28 protein-coding genes and 1 tRNA gene are annotated in these 26,465 nt (G+C 72.0%); 15 read left to right on the top strand and 14 right to left on the bottom strand.

All coding sequences use genetic code 11. The annotated features are described in order from the left end of the window. The first annotated feature begins 479 nt into the window (after positions 1 to 479). Positions 480 to 1,283 carry a helix-turn-helix domain-containing protein gene (locus ACZ6JS_RS19365; protein WP_469299391.1) on the top strand — a complete coding sequence of 268 codons (804 nt, stop codon included), beginning with the start codon at positions 480 to 482 and terminating at the stop codon, positions 1,281 to 1,283. 139 nt (positions 1,284 to 1,422) lie between these two features. On the opposite strand, the gene ACZ6JS_RS19360 is transcribed toward ACZ6JS_RS19365, so the two are convergent. Next, positions 1,423 to 1,995 (bottom strand): GNAT family N-acetyltransferase, encoded by a 573-nt coding sequence (locus tag ACZ6JS_RS19360; protein WP_469299390.1) that lies wholly within the window; start codon positions 1,993 to 1,995, stop codon positions 1,423 to 1,425. Positions 1,996 to 2,091: 96 nt separating this feature from the next. Next, on the bottom strand, positions 2,092 to 2,799 hold the full coding sequence (locus ACZ6JS_RS19355) for a substrate-binding domain-containing protein (protein WP_469299388.1): 708 nt from the start codon (positions 2,797 to 2,799) through the stop codon (positions 2,092 to 2,094). Between the two features lie 76 nt (positions 2,800 to 2,875). On the opposite strand from ACZ6JS_RS19355, the gene ACZ6JS_RS19350 reads away from it, so the two are divergent. From ACZ6JS_RS19350 to ACZ6JS_RS19320, 7 genes are all read left to right on the top strand, one after another. After that, a complete protein-coding gene (locus ACZ6JS_RS19350; RefSeq protein WP_469299386.1) occupies positions 2,876 to 3,643 on the top strand; it encodes an IclR family transcriptional regulator in 768 nt (255 codons plus the stop codon). Positions 3,644 to 3,747: 104 nt separating this feature from the next. Further along, positions 3,748 to 4,959 carry a 4-hydroxybenzoate 3-monooxygenase gene (locus tag ACZ6JS_RS19345; protein ID WP_469299384.1) on the top strand — a complete coding sequence of 404 codons (1,212 nt, stop codon included), beginning with the start codon at positions 3,748 to 3,750 and terminating at the stop codon, positions 4,957 to 4,959. A gap of 24 nt (positions 4,960 to 4,983) precedes the next feature. Beyond that, entirely contained in the window at positions 4,984 to 6,009 is a 1,026-nt protein-coding gene (locus ACZ6JS_RS19340) for an amidohydrolase family protein (RefSeq protein ID WP_469299382.1), read from the top strand. Positions 6,010 to 6,033: 24 nt separating this feature from the next. Next, entirely contained in the window at positions 6,034 to 6,729 is a 696-nt protein-coding gene (gene ligK, locus ACZ6JS_RS19335; RefSeq protein WP_469299380.1) for a 4-carboxy-4-hydroxy-2-oxoadipate aldolase/oxaloacetate decarboxylase, read from the top strand. After that, the gene (locus ACZ6JS_RS19330; RefSeq protein ID WP_469299378.1) at positions 6,726 to 7,646 is read left to right on the top strand and encodes an amidohydrolase family protein; all 921 of its coding nucleotides are present in this window, start codon (positions 6,726 to 6,728) and stop codon (positions 7,644 to 7,646) included. The genes ligK and ACZ6JS_RS19330 overlap by 4 nt, the downstream gene beginning before the upstream one ends. Before the next feature lie 23 nt (positions 7,647 to 7,669). After that, positions 7,670 to 8,980 carry a protocatechuate 4,5-dioxygenase subunit alpha gene (ligA, locus tag ACZ6JS_RS19325; protein ID WP_469299377.1) on the top strand — a complete coding sequence of 437 codons (1,311 nt, stop codon included), beginning with the start codon at positions 7,670 to 7,672 and terminating at the stop codon, positions 8,978 to 8,980. Position 8,981: 1 nt separating this feature from the next. After that, positions 8,982 to 9,956 carry a Gfo/Idh/MocA family oxidoreductase gene (locus ACZ6JS_RS19320; RefSeq protein WP_469299375.1) on the top strand — a complete coding sequence of 325 codons (975 nt, stop codon included), beginning with the start codon at positions 8,982 to 8,984 and terminating at the stop codon, positions 9,954 to 9,956. Between the two features lie 73 nt (positions 9,957 to 10,029). Here the strand turns inward: ACZ6JS_RS19320 and ACZ6JS_RS19315 are convergent, their stop codons facing one another. The 4 genes from ACZ6JS_RS19315 to ACZ6JS_RS19300 all read right to left on the bottom strand — a co-directional run bounded on the left by ACZ6JS_RS19315 (position 10,030) and on the right by ACZ6JS_RS19300 (position 13,949). After that, a complete protein-coding gene (locus ACZ6JS_RS19315; protein ID WP_469299373.1) occupies positions 10,030 to 10,491 on the bottom strand; it encodes a MaoC family dehydratase in 462 nt (153 codons plus the stop codon). Between the two features lie 68 nt (positions 10,492 to 10,559). Beyond that, on the bottom strand, positions 10,560 to 12,119 hold the full coding sequence (locus ACZ6JS_RS19310) for an acyl-CoA synthetase (RefSeq protein ID WP_469299371.1): 1,560 nt from the start codon (positions 12,117 to 12,119) through the stop codon (positions 10,560 to 10,562). 11 nt (positions 12,120 to 12,130) lie between these two features. Next, positions 12,131 to 13,036, bottom strand: a complete 906-nt coding sequence (locus tag ACZ6JS_RS19305) for an amidohydrolase family protein (protein WP_469299370.1) — start codon at positions 13,034 to 13,036, stop codon at positions 12,131 to 12,133. A 1-nt stretch (position 13,037) separates the two neighbouring features. After that, positions 13,038 to 13,949 (bottom strand): SDR family oxidoreductase, encoded by a 912-nt coding sequence (locus tag ACZ6JS_RS19300; RefSeq protein ID WP_469299368.1) that lies wholly within the window; start codon positions 13,947 to 13,949, stop codon positions 13,038 to 13,040. A gap of 200 nt (positions 13,950 to 14,149) precedes the next feature. Here ACZ6JS_RS19300 and ACZ6JS_RS19295 point away from each other — a divergent pair, with 200 nt between their 5' ends. After that, the gene (locus ACZ6JS_RS19295; protein ID WP_469299367.1) at positions 14,150 to 14,569 is read left to right on the top strand and encodes a MarR family winged helix-turn-helix transcriptional regulator; all 420 of its coding nucleotides are present in this window, start codon (positions 14,150 to 14,152) and stop codon (positions 14,567 to 14,569) included. Between the two features lie 42 nt (positions 14,570 to 14,611). Here the strand turns inward: ACZ6JS_RS19295 and ACZ6JS_RS19290 are convergent, their stop codons facing one another. After that, on the bottom strand, positions 14,612 to 15,322 hold the full coding sequence (locus tag ACZ6JS_RS19290; RefSeq protein ID WP_469299365.1) for a TetR/AcrR family transcriptional regulator: 711 nt from the start codon (positions 15,320 to 15,322) through the stop codon (positions 14,612 to 14,614). Between the two features lie 92 nt (positions 15,323 to 15,414). Between ACZ6JS_RS19290 and ACZ6JS_RS19285 the strand changes: the two genes are divergently transcribed. Continuing rightward, positions 15,415 to 17,049, top strand: coding sequence for an amidohydrolase (locus ACZ6JS_RS19285; RefSeq protein ID WP_469299363.1), 1,635 nt, complete (start codon positions 15,415 to 15,417; stop codon positions 17,047 to 17,049). Here the strand turns inward: ACZ6JS_RS19285 and ACZ6JS_RS19280 are convergent. Next, on the bottom strand, positions 17,016 to 18,107 hold the full coding sequence (locus tag ACZ6JS_RS19280) for a LacI family DNA-binding transcriptional regulator (protein WP_469299362.1): 1,092 nt from the start codon (positions 18,105 to 18,107) through the stop codon (positions 17,016 to 17,018). The genes ACZ6JS_RS19285 and ACZ6JS_RS19280 overlap by 34 nt on opposite strands. A 131-nt stretch (positions 18,108 to 18,238) precedes the next feature. Between ACZ6JS_RS19280 and ACZ6JS_RS19275 the strand changes: the two genes are divergently transcribed. Genes ACZ6JS_RS19275 through ACZ6JS_RS19255 form a run of 5 tightly spaced genes read left to right on the top strand, consistent with a single transcriptional unit; the run spans position 18,239 to position 23,526 of the window. Next, positions 18,239 to 19,873, top strand: a complete 1,635-nt coding sequence (locus ACZ6JS_RS19275; protein ID WP_469299361.1) for an ABC transporter substrate-binding protein — start codon at positions 18,239 to 18,241, stop codon at positions 19,871 to 19,873. After that, the gene (locus ACZ6JS_RS19270) at positions 19,870 to 20,823 is read left to right on the top strand and encodes an ABC transporter permease (RefSeq protein ID WP_469299359.1); all 954 of its coding nucleotides are present in this window, start codon (positions 19,870 to 19,872) and stop codon (positions 20,821 to 20,823) included. The genes ACZ6JS_RS19275 and ACZ6JS_RS19270 overlap by 4 nt, the downstream gene beginning before the upstream one ends. Beyond that, positions 20,820 to 21,698 carry an ABC transporter permease gene (locus tag ACZ6JS_RS19265; RefSeq protein ID WP_469299357.1) on the top strand — a complete coding sequence of 293 codons (879 nt, stop codon included), beginning with the start codon at positions 20,820 to 20,822 and terminating at the stop codon, positions 21,696 to 21,698. The genes ACZ6JS_RS19270 and ACZ6JS_RS19265 overlap by 4 nt, the downstream gene beginning before the upstream one ends. Before the next feature lie 5 nt (positions 21,699 to 21,703). Beyond that, positions 21,704 to 22,723 (top strand): ABC transporter ATP-binding protein, encoded by a 1,020-nt coding sequence (locus ACZ6JS_RS19260; protein ID WP_469299416.1) that lies wholly within the window; start codon positions 21,704 to 21,706, stop codon positions 22,721 to 22,723. Next, positions 22,720 to 23,526, top strand: a complete 807-nt coding sequence (locus tag ACZ6JS_RS19255; protein WP_469299356.1) for an ABC transporter ATP-binding protein — start codon at positions 22,720 to 22,722, stop codon at positions 23,524 to 23,526. Before ACZ6JS_RS19260 ends, ACZ6JS_RS19255 begins: the two co-directional genes overlap by 4 nt. A gap of 279 nt (positions 23,527 to 23,805) precedes the next feature. On the opposite strand, the gene ACZ6JS_RS19250 is transcribed toward ACZ6JS_RS19255, so the two are convergent. The 6 genes from ACZ6JS_RS19250 to ACZ6JS_RS19225 all read right to left on the bottom strand — a co-directional run bounded on the left by ACZ6JS_RS19250 (position 23,806) and on the right by ACZ6JS_RS19225 (position 26,400). Further along, positions 23,806 to 23,879, bottom strand: a tRNA-Pro gene (locus ACZ6JS_RS19250). Between the two features lie 104 nt (positions 23,880 to 23,983). Continuing rightward, entirely contained in the window at positions 23,984 to 24,346 is a 363-nt protein-coding gene (locus ACZ6JS_RS19245) for an MmcQ/YjbR family DNA-binding protein (RefSeq protein ID WP_469299355.1), read from the bottom strand. Between the two features lie 78 nt (positions 24,347 to 24,424). Further along, complete coding sequence (locus ACZ6JS_RS19240) at positions 24,425 to 24,970, bottom strand: GAF domain-containing protein (RefSeq protein ID WP_469299415.1); 546 nt, start codon at positions 24,968 to 24,970, stop codon at positions 24,425 to 24,427. Next, on the bottom strand, positions 24,970 to 25,587 hold the full coding sequence (locus tag ACZ6JS_RS19235) for a GTP-binding protein (RefSeq protein WP_469299353.1): 618 nt from the start codon (positions 25,585 to 25,587) through the stop codon (positions 24,970 to 24,972). The genes ACZ6JS_RS19240 and ACZ6JS_RS19235 overlap by 1 nt, the downstream gene beginning before the upstream one ends. Next, on the bottom strand, positions 25,565 to 25,981 hold the full coding sequence (locus ACZ6JS_RS19230) for a DUF742 domain-containing protein (RefSeq protein ID WP_469299352.1): 417 nt from the start codon (positions 25,979 to 25,981) through the stop codon (positions 25,565 to 25,567). The genes ACZ6JS_RS19235 and ACZ6JS_RS19230 overlap by 23 nt, the downstream gene beginning before the upstream one ends. Next, positions 25,978 to 26,400: a roadblock/LC7 domain-containing protein gene (locus ACZ6JS_RS19225; protein ID WP_469299414.1), complete on the bottom strand. Its 423-nt coding sequence runs from the start codon at positions 26,398 to 26,400 to the stop codon at positions 25,978 to 25,980. Before ACZ6JS_RS19225 ends, ACZ6JS_RS19230 begins: the two co-directional genes overlap by 4 nt. Between the last annotated feature and the right edge of the window lie 65 nt (positions 26,401 to 26,465).

The following is a 26,465-nucleotide window of genomic DNA, read 5'->3' as shown; positions in this document are numbered from 1 at the left end:
TAAGTGTCTGGTAGTTATCTTTTCAACCAAAACCCGTATCCCCCACCACCCGCCCCCCCCCCCTCCCCGTCCCCCCCCCCCCCCCCCCCCGGGGGGGGGGGGGGGGGGGGGGGGGGGCCCCCCCCCCCCCCCACCCCCCGAATCTGCGTCAGCTGGCAGAACAAGAACCGAAGAAGACGGCCGTCATGGCACCCATGACGTACTTGAACTGCTTGGCGCTGGTCTTGATCGCGCTCATCGGATCCTCCTTTTGTCGCTCCTGACGGACGGACGTTCCGTGCCCCGCGAGGGGCCGGTCCGCCCGGCCTTGGGTGACAACACCCTGGCGCGATCGAGGTGTTGCGGGCAATGATCGGGTCCGTTCAACGGACCGGCGGAAGCGGAGGACGGCACCACCGTTCTTGCTGATGAGCCGGGACGAACGGGGAGTTACGGGCACCATCCGACCGATGGCGTCCGGGCGAAAGGGGGATCCGCTCATGGCCAGATCCGGCACTGAGGGGCGGGGAGTACTGGAGGGCGCGTTCGCACTCATGGAGGTGCTCGCGCACGGCGACGAGGTCGGCCTGACGAGGTTGGCCACGGAGGCCGAACTGCCGAAGGCCACGGCGCACCGGCTGCTCGGGCAGCTGGTCGCGCTCGGTGCGGTGCAGAGCGTTTCGGGCCGCTACCGGCTGGGCCCGAGGACGTTCCGGCTGGGGCAGGCGTGGCATCCCGCGCGGGCGCTGCGGGCCGCGTCGGCGCGGCCCCTGCGGGAACTCGCCGCTGCCGGCGGCGGCAGGTCGAGTGTCAGCCTGTCGGTACCGGAGGCGGGCCAGGCCCTCGTGGTCGGGAGCACGCGCAGCGAGGTGGACGACGTGTTCGCGTTGTATCCCGGTGTCGTCCTGCCGCCCGGGAGTGCGGCCGAGTTGATCCTTACGGCGTCGGCTCCCGAGGCGGGTCCGGCGCAGGGGTGGTCGCGGGCCGCGTGGTCGCGGGAGGCGGCGCGGGCCAGGGAGCAGGGCATGGCCTTCCAGTACGGGCAGTGCGTGAGTGCGCTGTCGTGCGTGGCCGCGCCGGTGTTCTCCGATGCGGGGCAGGTGGTGGCCGCCGTGGCGGCGACCTCGCTGGACGGCAAGCAGATCGCCCTGCTGGGTGAGGCCGCGGTCCGTACGGCGGCGATGGTCAGCGCCAACCTGTCCAGGCTGCCGGCGCCCGCGGCGCGGCCGCGCCGCGACTGGGAGTCCGCGCAGGGCCCGGCCGGCCGGGCCGCCCCGCACGCCGTGATGGCGCGGCGGCACTAGCAGGGCGGTGCGGGCGGGGGCGGGCGGTGCCTCCCTCGGTCCCCGTCCGCACCCGTCGCCCCCGTCCGCGCCCGTCGCCGCCGTCCGTACCCGTCGCCCACGCCGTACCCGTCGCCCCGGCCCCGTCCGGCCTGTCGGCTCAGCGCAGGTCGAGGCGCATCAGGACCCGGGGGTGGCCGGCCAGTACGGAGGAGGTGTCGGCGGCGTGCACGAAGCCTGCGCGTTCGAAGTTCTTCCGCAGACCCGCGTACGCCATCGTCAGGTCCGCCCGGGCTTCCCCGTTGTCGAGGGGGTAGGCCTCGACCGCGGGTGCGCCGTGGCCACGGGCGAACTCGACCGCCCCGGCGATGAGGGCGTGCGAGATGCCCTTCCTGCGGTGGCCGGGGCGTACCCGGACGCACCACAGCGACCACACCGGCAGGTCGTCGACGTGCGGGATGGTGCGGCTGCGGGCGAACGAGGTGTCCGCTCGCGGAGCCACGGCCGCCCAGCCCACGGGCTCGCCGTCCTCGTAGGCGATCACCCCCGGAGGGGTTGCGCTGCGGCACAGCTCGGCGACGTACTCGCCCCGGGCCGGACCGCGCAGTTCCTGGTTGAGCTTCGAGGGGACGCGGTAGCTGAGGCACCAGCAGACGTTGGCCTCGGGGGACTTCGGGCCGAGCAGGGCGCGCACGTCCTCGATGACCGATGCGGGCCGGACTTCGATGGTCATGGGACCACAGTGCCACGAGTGGCGGCGGCCCACCGCGCACGCGGCGTACTGTTCGAGAAGTGCCGACCGTGCCCGTGGCCCCTGGCACGCGGTGCGTCATGCGCTGCGGCTGTTCCCCGAAGCCCACATGCCCCTGGCACGAGCGGTCCTGGACCCCATGTCGGAGCCGAAGAGATCGAGGACCTCGAGAGCGAGGCCCGGCTGCGAGGCTGAGGACAGAACGCCTCCGCCGAATGTCGAGTTCATCGCGCAGTCACCTGGGAGCGGTCCGGCGATGACCACGCCCGGCAGGTCCATCAGCTCGCTGTGTTGCTGAAACGCCACGTCGGCCCGGCCGGAGGACAGCAGGCTTCCGGCCGGCACGCCCGGCGGTGCCTGGACGAGCCGGCCGGCGAGCGCATCGGCCAGACCCAGCCGGCTGATCAGGCGGATCAGGTCCGTCCCGCTGGGACCGGTGGAGTAGGCGATCTTCTTCGCGGACCGCAGAACGGCCCGCAGGTCGGATTCCGAGTCGAGCACCGGAACCGGTGAGCCCTCCGGCACGGCGGCGACGACCTGGGAGGTCCACAGCGGTCGCGCCGTGCCTGCCAGGAGACGTCCCTCCTTCTCCAGCGCGGCCAGCGCTCCGTCAGCGAGCACGAGCAGATCGGCCTCGGCGCCCTCGCGCACCCGCCGGGCGATCTCGACCCCGCCGGCGGCCTCGAAACGCACGGGGATTCCGTGCACGAGCCGGATGTGCTCGGACAGCTCGGCCAGCAGCGGTCGTGTCGCCATCGAGGACAGCCCGGAGATCACTGCGTTCACGTCGCCTCCTTGGTGTCCGGCAGATGGTACGGCGCTCGGTGCGGGCTGCCCAATGCCGATTTGCGAGACTGGCCGCGTGAGCGCAACCGGGAGCACAGCAGCAGGCAAGGTCCTCGAGGTGCTCGCGGCCTTCGACCGCGAGCACACCTCGCAGACACTGTCGGAGATCGCCCAACGCACCGGCCTGGCCCTGAGCACGACGCACCGAGTGGTCGCCGAGCTGGCGGCGTGGGGAGCGCTGGAGCGCGGGGAGGACGGGTCGTGGCACGTCGGGCTGAGGCTGTGGGAGATCGCCTCGGGATGCCCGCGCACCCAGATCCTGCGTGACGTGGCGCTGCCGTTCATGCAGGACCTCTACGAGGCGTCGCACGAGAACGTCCAACTCGCGGTCCGTGAAGGCACGGAGCTCGTGTTCATCGAGCGGATCGCCGGGCACCGGTCGGTGGAGCTGCTGACGACGGTGGGAACCCGTTTCCCGATCGGCTCCACCGGGATGGGGCGGGTTCTGCTGGCGCACGCGCCCGCGGACATCCAGGAGGAGGTCCTCGCATCACCTCTGCGGGCCTGGACCCCGCACACCGTCACCGACCCGAAGACGCTGCGGGCGCAGTTGGACCGGATCCGCCGCGAACAGGTCTTCGTCAGCGACCGCCAGCTCTCCCAGAGCACGGTCGCGGTGGCAGCCCCGGTACGGATCGGCCGCAACGGTCCTGTCAGCGCCACTCTGGGGATCGTGATCACGGCACGCGGTGCGAGCCGTGCGCGCGGCCTGCGCGAACCGCTGCTGAGGGCCGCGTACGGAATCTCCGACGAGCTCGGCCGGCGTACCCGCCCCTCTGCCTGATGTCACTGCCTGCTTCCGCCTGACGGAAAGGCCCGAGACCGGCCGATGCCCTGGGTGTCAACGTTCGACGTGTTCGGAACGTCCACCGTTGCTCAGGAGATGCCATGGCCGACGCCGTCGTCGACACCGTTGCCTCGGTTCCCGTCGCAGTCATCGGCGCCGGCCCGGCGGGCCTGATGCTGGCGCACCGGCTGGGGCGGGCCGGAGTCGACACGATCGTGCTCGACACCCGCACCCGGGGTGAGATCGAGACCACTCAGCGGGCCGGCATCCTGGAGGCCGATGCGGCCCGGGACCTCGTCGAGACGGGTGTCGGCGACCGGATCCTGCGCGAGGGCCGCGAACACGAGGGCACCGAGCTGCGGTTCGGCGGCCGGGCGCACCGGATCGACTTCAAGGATCTGGTCGGCGAGTCCGTCTGGCTCTACCCGCAGACCGAGGTGTTCATCGATCTGGCCGACGCGCGGGAACGCGACGGCGGCACGGTCCACTTCGGCGTCAGCGACACCGAGGCCCTCGACGTCACGACCACCGCTCCACGGGTCCGGTACACCGCAGCCGACGGATCCCGGCACGAGATCCGCGCGCGCTACGTGGTCGGCGCGGACGGATCCCGCAGCATGTGCCGCAACCTCGTGCCCGAAGACCGGCGGGTGCGGTACGGCAAGGAGTACCCCTTCGCCTGGTTCGGCATCATGACCGAGGCGCCGCCGAGCGCGCCGGAGCTCGTGTACGCCCACTCCGAGCACGGCTTCGCGCTGATCAGCCGGCGGACCGAGACCGTGCAGCGGATGTACTTCCAGTGCTCGCCCGACGAATCCGTCGACGCCTGGCCGGAGGACCGCATCTGGGAGACGCTCCAGGCCCGGGTGGCCGGCGAGGACGGCTTCCGGCTCAAGGAGGGGCCGGTCCTGGAGAAATCCGTTCTGCGGTTCCGCTCGTTCGTGCAGGAGCCGATGCGCTGGGGCTCGATGGCGCTCGCCGGCGACGCCGCCCATACCGTGCCGCCGACCGGCGCCCGGGGGCTCAACCTGGCGTTGCACGACGTGAAGGTTCTGGCAGAGGTGCTCCTGCGGGCGCTCGGACCGGCGGGCGCGGCCGCGCTCGACGCATACCAGCCACGCGCCCTGCAGCGGGTGTGGCGGGCGCAGAACTTCTCCCACTGGATGACCCAGTTGTTGCACACCGCGCCGGGCGGTTCGCCGTTCGACCTGAGGCGTCAGCTCGGCGAGCTGGACAACGTGGTGGGCACCCGCGCCGGACGCGCCTACCTCGCCGAGCAGTACACCGGCTGGCCCGTCGGTTCCCAGAGCTGACCCCGACCACTTCCTGGAGACCTCATGATCATCGACTGTCATGGTCACTTCACCACGGCTCCCCCCCGGCTGGCACGGTGGCGGGAGCGGCAGGTGGCGGCGGTCGGCTCCTCCTCGGACGCGCCCGACCCCGACGACCTGGTCATCACGGACGAGGACCTGCGGGAGGCGATCGACGGCAACCAGCTGCGCCTCATGGACGAGCGCGGCAGCGACCTGACGGTCTTCTCCCCTCGGGCCAGCTTCATGGCCCACCACATCGGCGACTTCCCGGTGTCCTCGGCGTGGGCGCGGATCTGCAACGACCTCGTCCACCGCGTCGCCGCGCTCTACCCCGGCCGCTTCGCGATGGGCGCGATGCTGCCGCAGTCCCCCGGCGTCGACCCCTCGACCTGCCTGCCGGAACTGCGCCGCGCGGTCGAGGAGCTCGGGGCGGTGAGCGTCAACCTCAACCCGGATCCCTCGGGCGGCAAGTGGACCGCACCGCCTCTGACGGACCGCAGCTGGTACCCGCTCTACGAGGCGATGGCCGAATACGACATCCCGGCGATGATCCACGTCAGCACCTCGTGCAACCCCGCCTTCCACACCACCGGCGCGCACTACCTCAACGCCGACACCACGGCGTTCATGCAGCTCGTCCAGGGCGACCTGTTCGCCGACTTCCCGACCCTCCGGTTCGTCGTCCCGCACGGCGGCGGCGCCGTCCCGTACCACTGGGGACGATTCCGCGGCCTGGCGATGGCCCTCGGCAGGCCGGACCCGGAAGCGCTGTTCGACAACGTCTTCTTCGACACCTGCGTCTACCACCAGCCCGGCATCGACCTGCTGACCCGGGTGATCCCCAGCCGGTCCGTCCTCTTCGCCAGCGAGATGATCGGCGCGGTCCGCGACATCGACCCGCTCACCGGTCACCACTTCGACGACACGAAGCGGTACGTCGACGCCACCCCGCACCTCTCGGACGAGGAGCGCGCCGCCGTCTACTGCGGCAACGCCCTGCGCGTCTACCCCCGACTCGCCGCCCGGCTCACCGCCGCCGGCCACTGACCCACTGACCCAGGAGAGGGACTCATGGAACACACCCGGCTCGGTGTCGTCCGTACTGCGATCACCCGCGCCGACCCGCAGGACGTCGCCGCCCTGTCTGCGTTCGGCGTCGCGACCATCCACGAGGCGATGGGCCGGGTCGGCCTGATGCGCCCCTACCTGCGCCCGGTCTACCCGAAGGCCCGGCTGTGCGGAACGGCGGTGACCGTCCTGCTCCAGCCCGGCGACAACTGGATGCTGCACGTCGCCGCCGAGCAGATCGAGGAAGGTGATGTGGTGGTCGCGGCCTGCACGACCGAGAGCGAGGACGGCTTCTTCGGCGAGCTGCTCGCCACCTCCTTCCGCGCACGCGGCTGCCGGGGGCTCGTCATCGACGGCGGCGTCCGGGACACAGCCGACCTGGAGGACATGGACTTCCCCGTCTTCTCCCGGGCGGTCAACGCCAAGGGCACGGTCAAGGCCACCCTCGGCTCGGTCAACGTCCCGGTCGTCTGCGCCAACACCCTCGTCCGGCCCGGCGATGTCGTCGTGGCGGACCGCGACGGTGTCGTGGTGGTGCCGCGCGAGCGGGCCGCCGAGGTGGCCGAGGCGGCGGCCCGGCGGGAGGCGAACGAGGAGAGCAAGCGCGCCCGGTTCCGCGAGGGCGAACTCGGCCTGGACCTCTACGGCATGCGCGGCCCGCTGGCCGAGCTCGGGCTGCGCTACGAGGACCGACGATGACGACGAGCTTCGAGAGGACTCCCGGCTGGCTGGACTGGTACGCCGCTCCGAGCCGTCCCCGCTTCCGGATGCCCGAGGGCGCCGTCGACGCGCACTGCCACGTCTTCGGGCCGGGCGCCGAGTTCCCGTACGCGCCGGAGCGGAAGTACACCCCCTGCGACGCGTCGAAGGACCAGCTCTTCGCGCTCCGCGACCACCTGGGCTTCGCCCGGAACATCGTGGTCCAGGCGACCTGCCACGGCGCCGACAACCGCGCGATGGTCGACGCGCTGCGGGCTTCGAAGGGCATGGCCCGGGGCGTGGCGACGCTACGGCCCGACGTCTGCGATGAGGAACTGCGCGAGCTGCACGAGGCGGGGGTGCGCGGCGTCAGGTTCAACTTCGTCAAGCGGCTCGTCGACGCAGTCCCGCGACAGGACCTGATGGACGTCGTCGGGCGGATCGCACCGTACGGGTGGCACGTCGTCGTCTACTTCGAGGCCGCCGACCTGGCCGGCCTGCGCGACTTCCTCCTGTCCGTACCGGTGCCGCTGGTCGTCGACCACATGGGCCGGCCGGACACCTCCAAGGACCCGGACGGCCCGGAGTTCGAGAGGTTCCTCGACTTCATGCGGGCCCGGCCCGACATCTGGTGCAAGGTCACCTGCCCGGAGCGGCTGACGCTGAGCGGTCCGCCGGCCCTCGACGGCGAGCGTGAGGCGTACCGCGATGTCGTCCCGTTCGCCCGGCGGGTGGTCGGGGAGTTCCCCGACCGGGTGCTGTGGGGCACGGACTGGCCGCACCCGAACCTCGTCGCCCACATGCCCGACGACGGTCTGCTCGTCGACTTCGTCCCGCACATCGCACCGACGCCGGACCTGCAGCGCAGGCTCCTCGTCGAGAACCCCATGCGTCTGTACTGGCCGGACGCCGGCTGACCCGCCCACGACCGGAGGCCACCATGTCACTGGACAAGACCTACAAGCTGGTGCCGGGCACCACGATCTTCGACACCGAACAGTCCGCCAGGGGCTACCACCTCAACCAGTTCTGCATGTCGCTGATGACGGCGGAGAACCGCGCCCTGTACCTCGCCGACGAGCGCGCCTACCTGGACGCGTGGCCGCTGCGGGAGGAACAGAAGCGGGCGCTGCTCGACCGCGACCTCAACGCCGCCGTGGACGAGGGCGGAAACATCTACTTCCTTGCCAAGTGGGGCGCCACGCTGGGTTTTTCGTTCCAGCAGATGGCGGGGTCGATGACCGGTATGACCGAGGCGGAGTACCGCGCCATGATGGTCGGCGGCGGCCGCTCCGTCGAGGGAAACCGCATCGACCACGCCGTCCTGGAGGCGGCGCATGCCGACCAGGCACCGCCCGCCGAGCACGCCACGGTCACCGGCGCGGTCTTCACTTCTCATGTGCCGGCCATCGGCGCGGCGATGGACCACGGCAAGACCGGAGAGCCCTATTGGAAGCCGGTCTTCGAGGGGTACGAGTTCTCCAAGGCGTGGGAGCGGGAGAACCTGCCCGACGTGATCCTCCTGGTCTACAACGACCACGCGTCCGCGTTCGACCTGACGTTGATCCCGACGTTCGTCCTCGGCACCGGCGCGGCCTACGCCCCAGCCGACGAGGGGTACGGCCCCCGCCCCGTCCCCGGCATCGAGGGAGACCCCGACCTGGCCGCGCACATCGCGCACTCGCTCGTCCGGGACGACTTCGACCTCACGCTCGCCAACGTGATGACCGTCGACCACGGCCTGACCGTCCCGCTGTCGCTGATGTTCGGGGACGCCGAGGAGTGGCCGTGCAAGGTCATCCCCTTCCACGTCAACGTGGTGCAGTACCCGGTGCCCTCGGGCGCCCGGTGCTTCCGGCTCGGTCAGGCGCTGCGCAAGGCGATCGAGTCGTACGACAGGCCGCTGAAGGTCCAGGTCTGGGGCACCGGCGGCATGAGCCACCAGCTCCAGGGCCCGCGTGCCGGTCTCATCAACCGGGAGTGGGACAACGCCTTCCTCGACCGGCTGATCGCCGACCCGGCCGGACTGGCACAGGTCCCGCACCTGGAGTACGTCGAGGAAGCCGGCTCGGAGGGCATCGAGCTGGTGATGTGGCTGATCGCCCGCGGGGCGATGAGCGACGTGGACGGGTCCGGGCGGGTCGAGGTCGCACACCGCTTCTACCATGTGCCGGCGTCCAACACGGCCGTCGGCCATCTGATCCTCGAGAACCACCCGCGGGCCCAGGAGCCCGCCGAAGGAGTGAACTGACATGGCCGACGACCGAACCCTCAGGATCGCCCTGGCCGGAGGCGGCGCCTTCGGTGCCAAGCACGCGGCCGCTCTCCGGCGCATCGAGGGCGTGGAGGTGGCCGCCGTCGTGAGCAGCAGTCTCGAACGCGCGCAGAAGTTCGCCGCGGAGCAGGGCGTGGGGCGCGCCGTCGCCTCCCTGGACGAGGTGCTGGCGATGGACGACGTCGACGCCGTCATCCTCGCCACCCCCACGCAGCTGCACGCCGCGCAGACGCTCGCCTGCCTCGAAGCGGGCAAGCACGTCCAGGTCGAGATCCCGCTCGCCGACTCGCTGGCGGACGCCGAGGCGTGCCTGGAGGCGCAGCAGCGCACGGGGCTCGTCGCGATGGCGGGCCACACCCGCCGCTTCAACCCGAGCCACCAGTGGGTACACCGGCGGATCGAGGCGGGCGAGTTCGCCGTCCAGCAGATGGACGTGCAGACGTACTTCTTCCGCCGGCAGAACCTCAACGCACTCGGCGAGCCGCGCTCCTGGACCGACCACCTGCTGTGGCATCACGCCGCGCACACCGTCGACCTCTTCGCGTACCAGACCGGCTCGCCGATCGTGCAGGCCAACGCGGTACAAGGCCCCGTCCACCCCGTGCTGGGCATCGCGATGGACATGTCGATCCAGCTGCGCGCGGCGAACGGCGCCATCTGCACCCTGTCGCTGTCGTTCAACAACGACGGTCCGCTCGGTACGTTCTTCCGCTACATCGGCGACACCGGAACGTACCTCGCCCGCTACGACGACCTCGCCACCGGCAAGGACGAGCCGATCGACGTCAGCGGTGTCGACGCGTCGATGGACGGCATCGAGCTCCAGGACCGCGAGTTCGTCGCCGCCGTCCGCGAGGGCCGCGAACCGAACTCCTCCCTCGCCCAGGTCATGGCCTGCTACCGGACGCTGGCGGCCCTGGAGGCACAGCTCTCCGCGGCCCCGGGCGCGTAGGCGCCGCAGGGACACGACAGAACGGGCTCACCGCGCCGGCCGGCGCGGTGAGCCCGTTCTGTCGTGGGGCGGGTCAGGCGTAGTGGCGGTAGACGGCCTCGGCGACGCAGGCCGGCTTGTCACCGCCCTCGATCTCGACGGTGAAGGTGACCGGCATCTGCACGCCGTTGCCCTTGACCTCCTCCACCGTGCCGACGGCGCCGTGGAGACGGATTCTCGCGCCGACGCGCACGGGGCTGGGGAAGCGGACCTTGTCCAGGCCGTAGTTGACGCTCATCTTCGTGCCGGTGATGCCGAGCAGCTCGCCGAAGAGCGGGATGATCAGGGAGAGGGTGAGGTAGCCGTGGGCGATGGGGCCGCCGAAGGGCCCGTCCGCGGCCCTCTCCGGATCCGTGTGGATCCACTGGTGGTCGTCGGTGGCGTCGGCGAAGGTGTTCACCCGGTCCTGGGTGATCTCGAGCCACTCGGTGCGGCCGAGGTCGGTTCCGCCGAGGGAGGTGAGTGCGTCGAGACCGTCGGCGATGGCGATGGGCATGCGGAAACCTTTCGATGGGGCGGGCGACGCTGAAGGCGTCCTGGGGGAACGTCGGGCTCGAAGGCCGGTCACGACGGGGGGAGTTCGGCGGGACCGGTGGTGAAGGTGTCGCGGACAGCGGATTTGACGATCTTCCCGGAGGCCGTACGGGGCAAGCTGCCCGTGAGGACGACCGACTTCGGGATCTTGTACTTGGCGAGCCTGCCCCGCAGGTGGCCGAGGAGGTCTCCCCCGCCGACACGGAACTCGGGCTTGAGGACGACGACGGCCCGGCCGACCTCGCCCCAGACCGGGTCGGGGACGCCGATGACCGCGCATTCGGCGACGGCGGGGTGGTCGAGGAGCGCGTCTTCGACCTCGGCCGGGTAGACGTTCTCTCCGCCGGAGACGAACATGTCCTTGACCCGGTCGACGAGGTAGGCGTAGCCGTCGGCATCGGTCCGGGCGATGTCGCCGGTGCGCAGCCAGTCGCCGTCGGTGAAGGCGGCCGCCGTGTCCTCGGGCCGGTTCCAGTAGCCGGTCATGACGTGGGGACCCTGGACGAGGACCTCGCCGCGTTCGCCGGGTGCGGTGTCGGTGCCGTCGGACCGGACGATGCGGGTGTCGGTGAAGAAGTGCGCGACGCCCGCGGAGCCGGCCTTGGCCGCCGTCTGCTCCCGGTCGAGGAAGAGGACGCCGGGGGACGCCTCGGTCAGGCCGTAGCCCTGGCTGAAGGCGAGCCCGCGGTCGGTGTACGCGGCGATGGTGCGGGCCGGGACGGGTGCGCCGCCGCAGTTGAGGGTACGCAGGCTGGAGAGGTCGGTGCTCGCCCAGCTCGGCCGGGCAGCCATGGCGTCGTACATCGTGGGGACGCCGAACAGGTAAGTGACGCGCAGGCGTTCGACGCTGTCGAGGACCAGGTCGGCGTCGAAGGCCGGGAGCAGGACCACCCGGCCGCCCTTGAGGAGGGTGGGCAGGCAGGTCATGTTGAGGGCGCCGGTGTGGAACAGCGGGGCCGTGACCAGGGTGACCTCGTCGGCGGTGAGATCGGTGTCGACGAGGACGTTGACGCTGTTCCAGACGATGTTGCCGTGGGAGAGGACGGCTCCCTTGGGGCGGCCCGTGGTCCCCGAGGTGTACATGATCATGCACGGGTCCTCGGGGCGCACGGCCACGTCCAGGGACCCGTCCGCGGCGCTGGCCGGCAACTCCTCGTACCCGAGGGCGCCGCCGGCCTCGCCCGGTCCGTCGGCTCCTTCGAGCGCGATGCGGTGGCGCACCCCGGCCTCGACGGCGGCGGCGCGTGCGGCCCCCGCCAGCTCGCGGGCGTGGACGAGGACGACGCTGCCCGAGTCGGAGAGGTTGTACGCGAGCTCCGGGGCGGTCAGGCGGGTGTTGAGCGGGACGAAGACCGCGCCGAGCGCTCCGGCGGCGAACAGCGTCTCCAGGAAGGCCGGATGGTTGGGGCCCAGGTAGGCGATCCGGTCGCCGCTCGCCACGCCCAGGGCCCGCAGGCCGTGGGCGAGCCGCTGGACGCGCCGGTGGAGATCCCGGTAGGTCAGGGTGCGGTCCCCGTGGACGACGGCGGTCCGGTCGGGTGTCCGCCCGGCCCGTCGGGCCGGCCAGGAGCCGATGCCTTGGTTCAGCACGAGCGTTTCCTTCAGTCGGTGGACAGGCCGAGCAGACGGGCGGCGTTCTCCTTGAGGATCTTCGGGCGGACCTCGGGCTTGATGTCGAGTCCGGCGAAGTCGGCGAGCCACCGGTCGGGGGTGATGACGGGATAGTCGGAGCCGAACAGGACCTTGTCCTGGAGAAGGGTGTTGGCGTACCGCACGAGCTGCGGCGGGAAGTACTTGGGCGACCAGCCGGACAGGTCGATGTAGACGTGCGGCTTGTGGGTGGCGACGGCGAGCGCCTCGTCCTGCCAGGGGAAGGACGGGTGTGCGAGGACGATCCTCAGCTCGGGGAAGTCGACGGCTACGTCGTCGACGGCCATCGGGTTCGAGTACTTCAGCCGGATGCCGCCGCCGCCCGGAACGCCTGCGCCGATCCCGGTCTGGCCGGTGTGGAAGAGGGCCGGTACGCCGAGTTCCTCGATGGCCTCGTACAGCGGGTAGGCGAGGCGGTCGTCCGGGGAGAACGCCTGGATGCTCGGGTGGAACTTGAAACCGCGCACCCCGTACGCCTCCACCAGGCGCCGGGCCTCGCGGACGCCCGCACGGCCCTTGTGCGGGTCGACGCTGGCGAACGGGATCAGGACGTCGGCGTGGGCGGCGCAGCTCTCGGCGATCTCCTCGTTGGAGATCCGGGGGTGGCCGGTGGAGTGCTCGGCGTCGACGGTGAAGACGACCGCTGCCATGCGGCGTTCGCGGTAGTGCGCGGCCATCTCGTCGATGGTGGGCTGCCGGTGGCCGTGGGCCTTGAAGTAGGCCTCGGACGCGCCGAACAGCTCGGGGCTGAGGGCCCGGTGGCCGTCCTTGGAGACCTCCGCGTGGGTGTGCACGTCGATGGCGGTCAGCGCGTCGAGGTCGAGTGCGGGTGCGGGTTCGTGGGTGCGCTCGGCCATCTCACGCCTCCGGTGCCTGGGGCGCGGGGATGCCGTAGGTCTCGGGCTCGGCGCCCACGCCGTCCGGCCACGCGGCAGCGATGGCGTCGCCGCTCCAGCCTCCGTCGGCGAACGCGACCGCCTTCTCCTTGGGGTGCGCCCACAGCGCCAGCCGGTCGCCGCCGATGCCGATGGCCTGCCCGGTCACCGCGCCGGAGGCGTCCGAGGCCAGGAAGGTGATCAGGCCGGCGACGTCCTCGACGCTGCCGAGGCCCTCGTCCTTGCGCAGCCAGTCCGGCAGCGGCTCGCCGCTGCGCTCGGACTCCTCGATGACCGGGGCGAACGCCGGGATGGTCCTGGTCATCTCGGTCGCGGCGACGGGGACGACGGCGTTGACGGTGATGCCGGAACGGCCCAGTTCCATGGCCCAGGTGCGGGCCATGGCGACGATGCCGGCCTTGGCGGCTGCGTAGTTGGTCTGGCCGAAGTTGCCGCGCTGGCCGGCGGGCGAGGAGATCAGGACGAGCCGGCCGCCGGTGCCCTGCTCGCGCATGCGGACGGCGGCGGCGCGTGCGCAGGTGAACGTGCCGCGCAGGTGGACGCGGACGACGTCGTCGAAATCCTCGTCGGTCATCTTCCACAGCACGCGGTCGCGCAGGATGCCGGCGTTGGTGACGAGTACGTCCAGGCGCCCGAACTCCCCGACCGCCGCGTCCACGAGCCGCTGGGCCGCCTCGCCGTCGCCCACGGCCGCGACGACGCCGGTCGCCGCGCCGCCCCGGGAGGTGATCGAGGCAGCGGCTGCATCCACCGTGTCCTGGTCGACGTCGTTGACGACGACGGCGGCACCCGCGGCGGCGAGAGCCTGGGCGTATGCCAGTCCGAGGCCGCGTCCGCTGCCGGTGACGACGGCGACCTTGCCCTGAAGATCCATGAGAGGTGCCTCTCTGAAGTGGTGGGAGAAGGAATGCCGAAGCGCCGGCCCGAGCCGGGATCGACAGGAATCCTGATGAACGCAGTCTGAGGAATCGGCAGGATTCCTGTCAATGCCCTAGGGTGTGGAGGCGCCGCCACCCCGGTGACACGGCACCGGCCGCGGCACGAGCAGCCCGCGCGGGCCGTCACGACGGGAGGATGAACGTGAGCACTTCGCTGCTCTACCTGATCAAGAGAACGGAACTGGTGGTACGCGCCAGGCTGGAGGAGCTGCTCAAGCCCGCCGGGGTCACGGCACTGCAGTACACCGCCCTGACGGTGCTGGAGCGGCACGACGGCATCTCCGCGGCGCAGCTCGCCCGCGACTCCTTCGTCACCGCCCAGTCGATGGCCGACATGGTCCGCGCACTGGAGAGCCGCGGCCTGATCCGCCGCGAGCCCAATCCGGCCAACCGCCGCGAACGCCTCATTCTGCTCGCCGCCCCCGGGCGGCGACTGCTCGCCGAGTACGCCGAGCCGGCACGCCGTATCGAGGAACGCATGACCTCCGGCCTGAGCCCCGAGGAGACCGACGCGTTCCGCAAGGCGCTCAACGAGACCTGGCGGGCCCTGTCCTGACGGGGCGCACGCGACGAGGCCCGCCCGCGGGGCGGAGGCGCGTCAGGCCCCGGTCGCCGCCGGGCGGAGCGCCGCCAGCGCGCTGAGCATCAGTTCCAGGGCGAAAGGGTAGCCGCTGTCGCGCATGTCGGCGGCGAGCACCGGAAAGACCGCGGCGATGTGCGGGTGGGTGTCGGCCGACAGCCTGCCGTAGACCGAGTTCCATACCGCCTCGTCCGCCTCCCGGGCGGCCTTCGGCAGCGCGAGCGCGGCGGCGTCCTGGGCGGCGAACGCCAGTGCCTGGTCGACGAACGCGTGGTAGGCGCGGACGGCCAGGGGGTCCGGGAATCCCGCCGAGCGGAGGATGCCGAGGATGCGCTCGACGGCCCGGGTCTCGTGGGGGAGTCCCGTGGTGCGGTACGCGCCGAGAACGGCGGCCTGCGGGTGGGAGAGGTAGCAGGCGTGGATCCGCAGGCCCATCGACCGCAGGTCCTCCCGCCAGTCTCCGCTTGCCCGCCAGCCCTCCTGCGCCCGCCCGATCAGTTCGTCCGCGAGGGCGAGCAGGAGGGCGTCGGTGTTGCGGAAGTAGCGGTAGAGCGCGCTCGGGTCGGCGCCGAGCGCGGCGCCCAGTCTGCGTACGGAGAGCGCTTCGGCGCCGTGCTGGGCCACCAGCCGCAGCGCCGTCTCGACGATGAGCTGCTCCGAGAGGACGGCGCCCTGCTTGGTGGGCCTGCGGCGCCGGCGTCCGCCTTCGGGGATGACACGTTCGGACATGGCCGGGACCTTACGTCAACATCATTGACGTGTAAACGGCCTTGCCGGTTCCATGGCGCCCACCCCGTCGCCTCACGCTCTGGAGCTTTCGAATGGCCAAAGCCGATCTGGTCTTCACCCGCGGCCCCGTCTTCACGGTGGACCCGGCCCGCACCCGGGCGACCTCGCTCGCCGTCACCGGCGACAGGATCACGGCCGTCGGCCACGACGAGGTACGGGAACTCGTGGGGCCCGGCACCGAGGTGGTCGACCTGACGGGGAAGCTGCTGCTTCCCGGCTTCCAGGACGCCCACATCCACCCGGTCTTCGCCGGAGTGGAACTGGCCGAGTGCGATCTGACCGAGACCGTCGGCGTGGACGACTACCTGACTCTGGTCCGCGCGTACGCGGACGCGCATCCCGACCGCGAGTGGATCACCGGTGGCGGCTGGTCGATGGAGAGCTTCGAGGGTGGACTGCCGACCCGCCACCTGCTCGACTCCGTCGTCCCGGACCGCCCGGTCTTCCTGTCCAACCGGGACCACCACGGCGCCTGGGCCAACACCCGGGCGCTGGAACTCGCCGGAATCACGGCCGCCACTCCTGATCCCGCCGACGGCCGGATCGAGCGCGAGCCGGACGGCACTCCCAGCGGCATGCTCCAGGAGGGCGCCACCTCGCTGGTCGGCCGGCTGGTGCCGACGAGCACGCCGGCGGAACTCCTCGCCGGGCTGCTCCGGGCCCAGAAGCTGCTCCACTCCCTCGGCATCACGGGCTGGCAGGACGCCATGCTCGGTGAACTCAACGGCCGGCCCGACCCCTCGGACGCGTACCTGGCCGCGGCGGGGGACGGCTCACTCACCGCCCGCGTGACCGGGGCGCTGTGGTGGGACCGGGCACGGGGCGCCGAGCAGATCCCCGAACTGGTGGCCCGCCGCGAAAAGTTGCGGGCCGGACGGTTCCGCGCCACCTCGGTGAAGATCATGCAGGACGGTGTCGCGGAGAACTTCACCGCTGCCATGACCTCCCCCTATCTGGACGGCTGCGGCTGCGCCACCGCCAACAGCGGCCTGAGTTTCGTCGATCCCGCGGCGCTGCGCGGATACGTGACGGAGCTCGACGCCCTGGGCTTCCAGGTGCACTTCCACGCCCTCGGCGACCGGGCCGTGCGCGAGGCCCTGGACGCGATCGAGGCGGCGGTGGCGGCCAACGGACACCGCGGCAACCGGCACCACCTCGCCCATCTCCAGGTCGTCCACCCCGAGGACCTCTCCCGCTTCGCCCCGCTCGGCGCCCTGGCCAACATCCAGCCCCTGTGGGCGGCCCACGAGCCCCAGATGGATGACCTGACCATCCCGTTCCTGGGTCCGGAGCGTGCCGCCTGGCAGTACCCGTTCGGCGACCTGGTGCGCGCCGGCGCGACCCTCGTCGCGGGCAGCGACTGGCCTGTGAGCAGCCCTGATCCGCTGGCGGGCCTTCACGTGGCCGTGAACCGCCGGGATCCCGAGCCGGGCCACGGCCGGGTCTTCTACCCCGAGCAGCGGCTCGACCTGCCGACCGCGCTGGCCGCCTACACCGCCGGGGCCGCCCATGTGAACGGTCACGACGACGCGGGCAGCCTGCGGGTCGGCAACCTCGCGGACCTCGTCGTCCTGGACCGCGACGTCCTCACGGCGCCCGCGGAGGAGATCGCGCAGGCCCGGGTGGAGCGGACCTATGTCGGCGGCCGGCTCGTGCACTCGGGCTGAGGCGGCCGGACCGATGACGCACGGACCTCGAGACGGGTCGGGACGAGCGCCCCCGCCGTCCCCCCGTCGCCGTGTTCCAGGACCGCCACGAGCATGTCGATGCCCGCCTCCGCGATCGCCTCGGGCCGCAGGCTCAGGGTGGTCACGGGCGGCTCGGTGTGCTCGGCGGTGACGTCCTCGCTCACGCAGACGAGGAGCAGGTCGCCGGGGACCTCGTAGCCGAGCCGGCGTGCCGCGTCCAGGACGAGCGGCGGACTCGCCTCCGCCACGACCAGGAGGGCGTCGGGCCGCGCCGGGCCGGCCGCCGTGTCACCCGCGAGGGCGGTCTCGACGGCGCGGACGACGGGACCGTTGCCCGGCGCCGGGACGCGCACCACCCGTTCCGGCAGGCCGTGGGCGGCGCACCACTCCCGGTGCGCGGCGAACACCTCGCTGTGGAAACGGGTGGTGCTGTCCGGCACCACGAGGACGGGACGTCGAGCGCCCTGCTCCCGGAGGTGGTCGAGGGCCCCGCGCACGGCGGCGCCCGCGTCCACGTCCACCCAGTAGGCCCCGGGCCGCCCCTCGACGGAGCGGTCGCTGAACACGGGAATACGGGCGGCGAGGAGGTCCTCGACGGTCGGGTCGTCGGCGACGGGGTCGGCGACGACCACCGCGTCGAGTGCCAGATCGGCCCACTCGCTCTGCAGGGATCCGGCGGGCAGCAGCACCATGGCGTAGCCGCGTCGCAGCGACGTCGCCGCGGTGGCCGCGGTCAGCCGGGCGAAGTACGGCGACTCCAGGAAGGTCCAGGGGGCGTCGGCGAACTCCCCGACCACGTATCCGATCAATCTGGCCCGTCCCGCTCGCAGCCGGCGCGCGGTGGCATTGGGCCGGTAGCCCATTCTGCGCGCGGCCTCGCGGGCTCTCTCCCGGACTTCGGGAGAGAGCCTTCCGGTGCCGTTCAGTGCCGCCGAGACGGTCGTCTTGGACAGGCCCGCCTCGCGGGCCACGTCGACGAGGCGGACGCGCGGGAGGGGCGGCGAGGGCTGCCCGCCGGGCGGTGAGGCTTCGGTCATGCGACTGATGCTGCCACCCTCGCGACCTTTGCAAAACCGTTCCCGCACAGCCTTGTGCGGGAACGTTCCCGCATCAATACTCGCTCCATCCCCCAGCGCCCGTCACTACACCCGTAAAGGGGTGGGTCTGCATGCGCATGTCCCGAAGCATGGTGTTTCTCCTCTGCGCCGCCGCCCTCGCGGCCACCACCGGTGCCTGTTCCGGCGCCACCACGCCCAAGACCGCCGGCGGCACCGACTTCGAGGTCGCTCCGCTCTCGCCGGCCGCCCAGGGCCCGCTGGACTCCTTCACCTGGTCCCTGTACGCCGAGCCGTACACGCTGGACTACGCCCTCGCGTACGACTACCCGCCGAACACCGTGCTCGCCAACGTGTGCGAGCAGCTCATGCGGGTCACGCCCGACATGAGGATCGAGCCCGGCCTCGCGGTGAAGTACGAGCGCCCCGACCCGCTCACGCTGGTCTACACCCTGCGCCCCGGGGTGAAGTTCCACGACGGCACGACCATGACGGCCGACGACGTGGTCGCCTCCCTCCGGCGCCAGATGGACCCGCGGACCGGCTCCCCCTGGGCGTCGGCGTTCAAGAACGTCGACGCCGTCGAGAAGACCGGACCGCTGGAGGTGACACTCCGGCTCACCAAGCCCGACATCCTGCTCCACGAGCTGATGGCCGCCTCCCCCGGCACCGTCGAGAGCGCCGCCACCCTCGCCGAGGCGGGCAAGGACTACGGCACCCCCGCGGGCAAGGTCAACTGCACCGGTCCGTACGCCCTCGACACCTGGTCCCAGGGCACCGAGATCACCCTGAAGAGGCACGACGCCTACTGGGACCCCCAGCTCGCACCCAAGTCCGCCGCCGTGAAGTTCACCTTCATCGAGGACCCGGCGGCCCGCACCAACGCCTTCCTCTCCGGCACCGCGGACGGCGGATACATGGTGGCCCCCGCCACGATCGGCCGGCTGCGTTCCAGCGGCAAGGGCAGCGTCCTCTTCGGCCCCAACACCGCCGCGTCGAACCTCGCCGTGCTCGACTTCGGCGGGCCGCTCGGCGACGTGAAGGTGCGCGAGGCCCTCTCCCTGGCGCTCGACCGGAAGGACATCATCAAGGCCGCGGCCGGCGGTGTCGGCGTCCCCGCCAAGGCCCCCGCCGCGCGCGGCGCGTGGGCGCTGGCCCCGGAGAAGACCGCCGCGCTCTATGACACCCTGCCCGATCCCCGGCACGACATCGACGCCGCGAAGAAACTCGTCCAGGAGGCCGGTGCCGGCGGCCGCAAGATCACCCTGGTCACCAGCACGCTCGCCCCCGAGATCAGCGTCGTCGCCAACGCCGTGCAGGCCGCCGGCCGGGAGATCGGCCTCGACGTCGAGCTGAAGTCGGTACCCCCCGAGGCGTACAGCAGCATCTTCGTCGACCCCAGCGCACGCGCCGGCCTGGACCTGGTCATCACCAACGGGTACGACAACACCCCGGACCCGCTGGAGTTCTACCAGTACCTGCGCACGGGCGACTTCGGGAACTACGGCAACTGGTCGAACGCCGAGTTCGACGCCGCCTTCGACCGGGCCAACGCCGAACCCGACGCGGGCCGGCGCGCGGAGCTGACCGCCGAACTCCAGAAGATCGCGATGCGCGAGCTGCCGGTCATCCCCGTCTACGAAGCGCCCTATGTGCTCTTCCTCGGCAAGCGCGTGACCGGCGCCCCGACCGGGATCGCCCAGCTGTACTACCCGTGGGCCGCTACGATCGGGGCCGCGGCGAAATGACGCGCTACCTCCTCGGACGCGTCCTCGGCCTGGTGGCGGTACTGTTCGCGACCTCCCTCGTGGTCTTCGGCAGCATCCACCTGGCCCCCGGCGACCCGGTGTCCTTCCTGCTCCACGGGCGCCCCGCGACCCCCGAGGCCGTGGCGGCCCTGCGCGCCCAGTACCACCTGGACGACCCGCTGACCGTGCAGTACGCGAAGTGGCTCGGCGGCGTCCTCCAGGGCGACTTCGGCCGCTCCGCCCAGTTCCACCAGGACGTCTCCGCGCTCGTCGGATCCCGACTGCCCGGCACTGCCCTGCTCGTGGGGTACGCGGCGCTGCTCGTCGCCGTCATCGGCATGGCGGCAGGTGTCCTCGCCGCGCTGCGGCCCGGGCCGTTGGACCGCGCGGTGCTCCTCGGCAGCGGCCTCGCCACGGCCACCCCGTCCTTCGTGACCGCGATCGCGCTGGTGTCCCTGTTCTCCGTCCGACTGGGATGGTTCCCCGGCCCCGGCGGCACACCCGTCGGATTCTCCGAAGGGCTGTACCACCTGACCCTGCCGGCCGTCGCCCTGGCGATGACCTTCGCGGGGCTGCTCGCCCGGGTGACCCGGTCGGCGATGCTCGACGAACTCGGCCGGGAACACGTCGAGGTGGCACGCGCCCGCGGCGTCCCGGGGCGGACCGTGGTCCGTCGCCACGTCCTGCGCAACGCACTCGGCCCGGTCGTCACCGTCGGTGGCACGATGCTCGCCGGACTCCTCATCAGCACCTCGATCGTCGAGACCGCCTTCGACGTGCCCGGCCTCGGTTCGCTGCTCGTACAGTCGGTCACCGCCAAGGACTTCGCCGTCGTGCAGGCGATCACCCTCCTCAGTGTGGGCGCCTTCGTCCTCGTCAACCTCGCGGTCGACCTGCTCGCCCCCCTCATCGACCCCCGGCTGTCGCTCCACGGGGAAGGCTCCTCATGACCGCCACCGCACCTGCGGAGCCCGCCGTCCTGCGCCGCAGGCCCGGGCTGCGCGCACTGCGCCTCGTCGCCCGCGGACCGCTGTTCACCGCTTCGGTCGCGGTGCTCGCCGCTCTCGTCCTGATCGCCGTGCTCGCCCCCGTCCTCGCGCCGTACGACCCCGAAGCCGTCGACCTCTCGGCGAGCCTTGCCGGGACCACCGGCGAGCACCCCCTGGGCACCGACCAGTCCGGGCGGGACATCCTGTCGAGGCTGATGCACGGGGCCCTCACCGGGCTGCTCGGCCCGCTGCTCGTCGTCGGCATCTCCACTCTGGCCGGCACCCTGCTCGGCGTGGTGGCGGCCTGGCGCGGCGGCCTGGCGGACGCGGTCCTGTCCCGCTCGATGGACATGGCCTTCGCGATCCCCGGACTCCTGCTCGCCATCCTGCTCGTCTCCGTCGTCGGCCCGGGGATGACCGCGCCCGTGATCGCGATGGCGGTGGCCTACACCCCGTACGTGGGCCGCCTGGTCCGCGGCATCGCGCGCCAGGAGAAGGCCCGCCCGTACATCGAGTCCTACCGGGTGCAGGGCTGGTCCGGCTGGAGCGTCTGCCTGCGCCACCTGCTGCCCAACATCGCCCCCACCGTCTTCGCCCAGTCCGCGATGAACTTCGGGTACGCGCTGATGGACCTGGCGGCGCTCTCCTACCTCGGCTTCGGCGTGCAGCCGCCGACCGCCGACTGGGGCGCCATGATCAACGAGGGCCAGTCGGCAGTCCAGCAGGGGGCGATGCTGCCCGCCCTCGCGCCCTCGGCGTGCATCGTGCTCGCCGTGGTGGCGTTCGGCATCGTCGGCGAGGGTCTCGCCGACCGGATAGCGAGGCGGAGGCGGTGAACCGCGTGAAGGAACAGCGGGAACAGAGGGGCGCGAGTCCGGTCGCGGCCGGCGGCAGGGATCCGGTCCTGGAGATCGACGGGCTCGAGGTCCGGCTGACCGGCGACCGGGCCGCACGGCCGATCCTCGACGGAGTCGGCCTGCGGGTACGCCCCGGAGAGAGCATCGGCCTCGTCGGCGAGTCGGGCTCCGGCAAGTCGGTCGCGTGCCGCAGCGTCCTCGGGCTGCTGCCCGCCGGCGCACGCACCAGTGGCGAGGTCCGGGTCGCCGGCCGGGACGTACTCACCATGAGCCGGGCGGAGCTGACCGGGCTTCGGGCCCGGCAGGTCGCGATGGTCCACCAGGACCCGCGTGCATCCGTGAACCCGCTGCGCCGCATCGGCGACTTCCTCACCGAAGGGCTGCGCGCGGCCGGGACTCCGGCCGCCACCGCGACCGCGCGGGCCCTTGACCTCCTCGACGCGGTCGGTATCCGGGATCCGCGCGGCGCCCTGCGCCGCCGTCCGCACGAGTTCTCCGGCGGCATGCTCCAACGGGTGGTCATCGCCGCCGCGCTCGCGGCGGAACCCGCGCTGATCGTCGCCGACGAGCCGACCACCGCCCTGGACGTCACGACCCAGGCGGAGATCGTCGCACTCCTCACCCGGCTGCGTGCCGAGCGCGGCGCCGGCCTGCTCTTCGTCACCCACGACCTCGAACTGGCCGCCACCGTGTGTGACCGGGTCTATGTGATGTACGCGGGCCGGATCGTGGAGACGCGCGGCACCGACGAGCTGTTCGACCGCCCGCGGCACCCGTACACCGCACGGCTGCTCGCCTGCACGCCGAGCATCGAGGCGGGTGCGCCCGCCCCCCGTCCCATCCCCGGGCGTCCCGTCTCCCTGGCCGAGGCGCCGCCGGGCTGCGCCTTCGCCGCGCGCTGCGCCCACGCGCTGCCGCGCTGCTCCGAGGAGAAGCCCGCACTCACCCGGCACGGCGACGGACTCGCCGCCTGCCACCGCGCCGACGAAGGGATCACGCTGTGACCGCCTCAGCGAAAGAGGAACCGGTCGTCGACAGACTGGTCGTCGAGGGTCTGCGGAAGCGGTACGGGGACCACACGGCGGTCGACGGCGTGTCGTTCTCCCTGGCGCCCGGGGGCTGCCTCGCGATCGTCGGCGAGTCGGGCAGCGGCAAGACGACCACGGTGCGGATGCTGGTCGGCCTGGAGCGCCCGGACGGCGGGACCGTCCACCTGGACGGCCGGGACCGCTCCGAGCGGCCCCGGCGGCGGGCGGAACGGCTGGCCAGGGCCCGGGAGATCCAGATGGTCTTCCAGGATCCGTACCTCTCGCTCGATCCCCGGGTGACCGTCTCCGGATGTCTGGAGGAGGTGCTGCGCCTCCACACGGCTCTCGACGCGCCGGCCCGCGCCGCCCGGGCCGCCCAACTCCTGGACCAGGTCGGTCTCGGCACACGCGAGGCCGCCGCCCTCCCCCGTGACCTCTCCGGCGGCCAGCGGCAGCGCGTGGCGATCGCCCGCGCCCTTGCCGTGGAGCCCCGGGTCCTCGTCCTGGACGAGGCCGTCGCCGCGCTCGACGTGTCGATCCAGGCACAGATACTCGAACTCCTCGGGCGGATCCGCAGCGCGTCGGGTATCGGCTACCTGTTCGTCACGCACGACCTGGCGGTGGTCCGGCACATCGCCGACGAGGTCCTCGTGCTCAAGTCCGGTCACGTCGTGGAGACGGGCCCGGCCTCGCGGGTCCTGGACGCTCCGCAACACCCGTACACCCGGCTCCTCCTGGACTCGGTGCCCCGACGCGGGCGGTTCCCCGCAGGCCGGTGAACGCCACCGCTCGGCCCCGGTCCGGCACCGGGATCCCTTCCGTCGGCGGAGCGCCGGGTGCCGGCGCTCCCCGGACCGATCACGAAGACGGTGAGGACGGTGGCGACGACCTGGGCCACCTCCACCCACCTCGACGCCATACGAGCGGGCAGCGCACCTCGACCGGGTCAAGGTGCGCTTCGGATCAGTCGAGTGCGCCGGTCCCCACGGTCCCCGAAAACGACCAGAGGGCCGGTTCGGATTGCTCCGAAACGGCCCCTGATCTGCGACTCTTTCGAGTCGGGACGACAGGATTTGAACCTGCGACCCCTTGACCCCCAGTCAAGTGCGCTACCAAGCTGCGCCACGTCCCGATGCCCGCTGACCTGGGGTTTCCCCCGGCCGAACGCGCATGAGAACGATACCGCATTTCTGTGGGTGGTCGCGCGCGCCTTTCCGGCACCGGTTCGCGATCAGGTCAGGCGGTGCCGGCCGCCACCTCCGGATGGGCCGCGACCAGGCGTTTCGGGGCGGCCTGGAGCCAGGAGTCGGTCAGGATCGAGCGCAGTTCGGCCTCGTCCTGCACCGCGGCCAGGCGGACCCGGATCCACGCGTAGTTGTCGTCGTGACCGGCGCGCATGAAGAACTTCTCCGGTTCCGCCGCGATCAGCTCGGCCCGTTCCTCCTTGGGGCATTTCACCCCGATCGCGGTGTCGTCGTCCGCGAGCGCGGCGAAGATCTTCCCGCCCACGCGGAAGGTGGGCATGCCCCATGCCGGCTTCTCCGTGCTGTCCGGGAGGGACAGTGCGATCAGACGGACGTGCTCCACGGTGGCGGCCATTCCCGGGACTCCTCTCCGGTCTCCGGCTCGGGCGGATCCTCGTACGACGACGGTAGCCCCCGCCACCGACAACCGGGCTCATGCGCGCCGGTCCTCCCGCTCGTGCAGCACGGCCACCAGCTCGGCCGCCAGCTCCTTCGCGGTGGCGAGCCCCTCCGTCCCCCACCGTCGCGGCACCACGTCCACCGCGCACACCGTGCCGAGGACGATCCCGCGCCGGTTGGTCAGCGGGGCCCCCAGGTAGGAGCGGACCCCGCTCCCGTCCACCACCGCGTTGCCTGCGAACCGGGCGAAGTCGCGCACGTCCTCCAGCACCAGCGCGCGCCTGCGCACCACCACGTGCGGGCAGTAGCCGTGGTCGCGGGGCAGGACCCGGGCCGGGTAGCCGCCGGCGGGGGCGCCGGGCGCGTGGTGCAGGCCCGCGAAGAACTGGCGTTCCTCGCCGACGAAGTTCACCCCCGTGCAGGGGGCGCCGAGGACGTCCGCCACGCGCCGCGCGAAGGCGTCCAGTTCGGTGTCCACCCGCTCCCCCAGCCCCAGTTCGCGCAGCCGAACGGCTCGCGCGGGCGCCTCCCGGTCCACGGGCGTGAGCAGCAGGTGTCCGGTCGATTCGTAGGAGGGCATCATTCCCCCGGCTCCGGTAACAGTGTCGGCGATGTCGGCGATGTCGATCGGGCCGCGGACGTGCACAGCAGGTGACGGACCAGGGCGGCGAGCGTCACCGTCCCGGAACTCGTCAGACGCGCGTCGCAGCGTACGACGGGTACCTCGGGCGTCAGTCCCACCGCGTCCCTGACCTCGTCGGGCGTGTAGCGGTGGCAGCCGTCGAACTCGTTGACGGCGAGGACGAAGCCGATCCCGCGCCGCTCGAAGAAGTCCACGGCCGGGAAGCAGTCCGCGAGGCGGCGCGTGTCCGCGAGCACCACGGCGCCGAGCGCGCCCGCGCACAGCTCCTCCCACAGGAACCAGAAACGGTGCTGGCCGGGCGTCCCGAAGAGGTAGAGCACGTGGCGGTCGTCCAGGGTGATCCGGCCGAAGTCGAGCGCGACGGTCGTCGTGGTCTTGGCCTCCACCCCGTGCAGCGGATCGGCGCCGGCGCCGAGGTCGCTGAGCAGTTCCTCCGTGCTGAGCGGCTCGATCTCGCTCACCGCCCCCACGAAGGTGGTCTTCCCCGCCCCGAATCCCCCCGCGACCAGCACCTTCAGCGTCACCGGGGCGTCACAGTCGTTTGCGTAGGCCATCGAGCACCGCCAGGAGGAGGGACCGGTCATCGGCGGCGAACGACCCTCCGCCCGGGAACCGCGGCGACTGCGCCATCACGGCCCCGTAGTCCATGAGATCGGACAGCAGCACCTTGACCACCGTGGCGGGCAGCCGCAGCTGGCCCGCCAGTTCGGCGACGGTGACCGCCGCCGCACCGGCGCACAGCCGCAGCGCGTGGGTGTGCTCGGCCCCGAGCGGGACGCGCGGGCGCACGCCGGTCGCAGTCATCAGCGACAGCAGGTCGAGCGCGATACCCGGTCTGGTCCGGCCGCCACTGGCGGTGTACGGGCGCATCACGCGCCCCGCCGAGCCGTCGAGCCACGGCGTGTCCCCCCGCCCTGTGCCGTACGCCGCCCTGCGGTGGGCCCTCATCGCTCCACGTTCGCGGCGGGCCGCCGGGGCGCGGCCGCGAGGTACGGGCGGACGCTCTTGACCAGCATCGCCATCTCGTAGCCCAGGACACCGGCGTCGGCCTCCCGGTCGGCGAGGACGGCCAGGCAGGTCCCGGACCCGGCTGCGGACACGAAGACGAGCGCCGTGTCCAGCTCGACCACGACCTGCCGTACCTCTGCCCCCTCGCTGAAGCGGGCGCCTGCGCTGCGGCCGAGTGAGTAGAGGCCGGATGCGAGGGCCGCCATGTGGTCGGCGCTGTCGGGGTCCATGCCGTGGACGCAGGTCACGAGCCCGTCCGCGGTGAGCAGTACGGCACTGCGGGTGTACGGCACGCGTTGAACCAGCCCGCTGAGCAGCCAGTCGAGATCCGAGAGCCGGCTGCCGGTCTCCGTCGCCATTTCGCCGCCCATGGTGGTGCGCTCCTTGCCGAGGTTGCTGGGTGTGCTGGAGGTGCCGGAGGTGC

This window comes from Streptomyces sp. NPDC046349 (assembly GCF_055587885.1).
Note: the sequence above shows the minus strand (reverse complement) of the source record. Positions and strands in the feature narration are given on the sequence as shown.